Here is a 3,906-nt window from a genome sequence, read left to right as displayed (position 1 = left end):
CGCCGCCGCCGCGCGGGGCCCTGCCCTCCAGCCAGACGCTGGTCCGCGCCGGGCGTCCGGCCCGGTCGGCTGCCCTCACCATGGCGCACCTTCCTCGGAACTCTCGGCGAAGGGCGCCCGGAACACCGGGGGCCGCCCCGCCCTGATGCCGACGGGCCTCACACCTGCGCCGCCACCGCGGAGTCTTCCCTCTCCGCCCGCCGGAGCAACCCGGCGGCCAGGAGTCCGCCCGCCAGCACGGCCACCGCGCCCACCAGCTGGCTGGTCCCCAGACCGGAGGCGAACGCGTCCGTGACCCGCGCGCGTTCGTCCGCCGAGTCCGCGGCGGCGAGCGTCGCCGGCAGCGAGGCCGCGGCGAACGGGATCAGCGCGGCGAAGCGGGCGTTGAGGACCGCGCCGAGCACCGCCACGCCCAGGCCGTTGCCGAACTCGGCCAGCGTGCCGTTGACGCCCGCGCCCACGCCCGCCTTCTCCGGCGGGATCGCGCTCATGATGGCGTACGCCATGGCGGGGTTGGCGATCGCGGCGCCCGCGCCGATGAGCAGGAGGCCGAGCAGCGTGCCGGGGTAGCCGCTCGTGGCGAGGGTCGCGAGCGACACCAGCCCGCCCGACATCAGCACCATGCCGAGGGTGATCGACACCGGCGTGCCCAGCTTCGCCGTCAGTTTGGCCGCGAGGCCGGTGAAGTTGAGGGCCACCACGGCCAGGGCGAGCGGCGCGGTGCGCAGTCCCGCCTCCAGCGGCCCGTACCCGAGGACGAACTGGAGGTGCTGGGTCAGCAGGAAGAGCGCGCCGCCCATCCCGAAGGTGATCAGCACGGCACCGGCGACCGCCCCCGTGAAGCGCCGGTTCCTGAAGAAGTGCAGGTCCAGCATGGGGTACGGGATCCGGCTCTCCCAGTACGCGAAGAGCGCCAGGACGACGACCGCCAGGCCCGCCGTGGCGAGGACGCGGCCGGAGGTCCAGCCGTGTTCCGGGCCGGAGATGATCGCGTACACGAGGGCGGTCATGCCGATCGTGGAGAGCAGCGCGCCGAGGAGGTCGGGGCGGTCGCCGCGCGGGTTCTTCGACTCCGGTACGAGGGAGATCACCGCGACGAGCGCCAGCGCCACCACCGGCAGGTTGACCAGGAAGATCGCGCCCCACCAGTAGTGGTCGAGCATGAACCCGCCGAGCAGGGGACCGGTCGCGAACCCGAGGGCGTTGACGGCGCTCCAGATGCCGATGGCCTTCGGCTGCTCCTCGGGCGTGAATATCTGCATCGCGACGGCGAGCGTGGTGGTGAGCAGGAGCGCGCCGCCGACGCCCATGCCCGCGCGGGCGGCGACCAACTGCCCGGAGGTGTCGGCGAGTCCGGCGACCAGCGATCCCGCGCCGAACAGGACGAGACCGGTGGCCAGCATCTTCTTGCGGCCGTAGCGGTCGGCGGCGCTGCCCGCGCTGAGCAGCAGGCCCGACTGCACCAGCGAGTACGCGTTGATCATCCACTGGATGTCGGCGGTGCCCGCGTCCAGTTCCTCGGTGAGGGAGGGGATCGCGACGTTCAGCACGGTGTTGTCGAGCAGCACGGTCAGCTGCGCGAGACAGATGACACCGAGGATCAGCCACCGCTGGGGGTGGCCTTGCGAGGTTGGCATGTCGTACACCGTAGAACAGCCCTTGTACGGCGTACGAGAGCTTTTCTGCGGGGAGGGGGGCGGGAGCGGTGCATCGCCGCTCCCACCCCCTCCGGAGGGGAGCCGTCAGCCGCTGGTGGGCTACGTCAGGTCGTAGAAGGTGGACGAACCCGCCGTCACCTCCTTGAAGTTGTCCTGCACCCATGCGCTGATCGCCGACGCGGTGCCGGAGTCGCCGCTGCCGCCACCGGCGCCACCGCCACCGCCGCCAGCGCCACCGCCACCACCGCCGCCCATGGAGCCGGAGGAGATGAAGTAGTGGATCTTCCCGTCCTCCACGTACTCCTTGAACCGGGCCAATGTCGGCGACGGGTCGCTGCCGTTGAAGCCGCCGATCGCCATCACCGGGTCGCCGGTGGCGAGCTGGTAGCTCGCCGCGTTCTGCGCGCCGACGGCCGCCGCGGCCCAGGTGTAGTGACCGGAGTCCTTCTCCAGGAGGGCCTTGGCCTCGGAACCGACGGTCGCGCCGTTGAGCAGGCCGCCCATGCCGCCACCGCCGCCGGGGCCGCCTCCGCCCGGACCGCCCGTGCCTCCGCCGTCGCCGTCGCCAGTACCGGTGCCGCCACCCGGTTGAGCCTGGCCGTTCTGGCCGTTCTGCTGGCCCTGCCCCTGGGTCTGGCCGCCACCGGGGAAGCCGCCCGTCGGGGGCTGGCCCATGCCGCCGCCCTGCTGGTTCCGGCCCGGCATGCCGCCGCCACCGGGACCGCCGCCCATGCCGCCACCTCCACCACCGCCGCCCGGACCGCCGCGACCGCCCGGGACCGACGGGCCCGCCGTGACGATGGAGCCGCTGTGGCCCTCGTTCAGCGTGGTGAGCGTGTACGCCGCCGGGCCCGCCAGCGCCGCGACGAGGGCGAGCCCGGCCACCCCGAGCGTGAGCCGGCGCCCGAGCCGTGCGACGAAGACCAGGCCGAGCGCGGCGACCAGGCCGCCCACCAGGACCAGCCACTTCAGCCAGGGCAGGTAGTCGGAGGAGCGGTTCAGCAGGACGTACCCCCAGACCGCGGTGGCCGTCGTGCCGGCCGCCGTGGTGAGCGCGATCGGCATCCGGCCGCGCTCCTCCCACAGCACGCTCGCGCCCATGCCGATCACGGCGGCGACGTACGGGGCGAGGGCCACGGTGTAGTACTCGTGGAAGATGCCCTGCATGAAGCTGAAGACCACCATGGTGATCAGCAGTGAACCGCCCCAGGCGAGGAACGCGGCACGGGCCGTGTCGGTCCGCCCGGCCCGCCGGGTCAGGACGAGGCCCGCGGCGAGCAGGATCAGCGCGGCCGGGATCAGCCAGGAGATCTGGCCGCCGACGGAGGAGCCGAACATCCGGTCCCAGCCGGTCTCGCCCCAGCCGCCGCCCCCGCCGCCCCCTCCGACACTGCCGGTCTCCTCGCCGTTGATGCGGCCGAGCCCGTTGTAGCCGAAGGTCAGCTCCAGGAAGGAGTTGTTCTGCGAGCCGCCGATGTACGGGCGGGAGGACGCGGGCCACAGCTCGACCAGCGCCACCCACCAGCCGCCCGCGGCGATCATCGCCAGACCGGACAGGAGCACCTGCCCGACGCGCCTGCGCAGGCTCGTCGGGGCGAGGACCAGGTGGACCAGCGCGAGGGGCGGCAGGATCAGGAAGGCCTGGAGGGTCTTGACCAGGAAGGCCAGACCGACGGCCACGCCCGCCCAGACCAGCCACTTCGTTTCGGCCTTCTCCATGGCGCGCAGCACGCAGTAGACGGTGGTGGCCATCAGCAGGGCGAGGGCCGCGTCCGGGTTGTTGAAGCGGAACATCAGCGCGGCGACGGGCGTGAGCGCGAAGACCGCCACCGTGAGGAGGCCGGCCGCGGCACGGAACCGGCGGCGCACGGCTCCGTACAGCACCGCGGCCGTGGCGACGGCCATGAGCACCTGCGGGAACAGGATCGCGAAGGAGTTCAGGCCGAACAGCCGCACCGACAGGGCCATCGGCCACAGGGAGGCCGGGGGCTTGTCGACGGTGATGGCGTTGGCCGGGTCGAGCGAGCCGAAGAAGAAGGCCTTCCAGGACTGGCTGCCGGCCTGGGCGGCCGCGGAGTAGAAGGAGTTGGCGTACCCGGAGGCCGTGAGGTTCCAGGTGTAGAGCGCGCCGATCAGCAGCAGCGCGCCGAGGAGGGCGGGGCGCACCCAGCGGCCGTCCTCGGACCGCCCGCGCCAGAGGCGCCGCGCGAAGGGCTGCTCGGGACCGCCGTCCCCCGGACCGGCGGCG

The 3,906-nt window shown here is 73.2% G+C and carries 2 protein-coding genes; both read right to left on the bottom strand.

Features of this window, described 5'->3' with window-relative positions; all coding sequences use genetic code 11:
• Positions 1-158: 158 nt before the first annotated feature.
• A complete protein-coding gene (locus tag HO151_RS01195) occupies positions 159-1,637 on the bottom strand; it encodes an MFS transporter (protein WP_173894286.1) in 1,479 nt (492 codons plus the stop codon).
• Positions 1,638-1,757: 120 nt separating this feature from the next.
• The coding region (locus tag HO151_RS01190) for a glycosyltransferase family 39 protein (RefSeq protein WP_173894285.1) at positions 1,758-3,906 on the bottom strand (2,149 nt) is incomplete at its 5' end.

The sequence above is a fragment of the Streptomyces sp. 8P21H-1 genome, from assembly GCF_013302945.1.
This window is presented reverse-complemented; position numbering and strand designations above follow the sequence as displayed.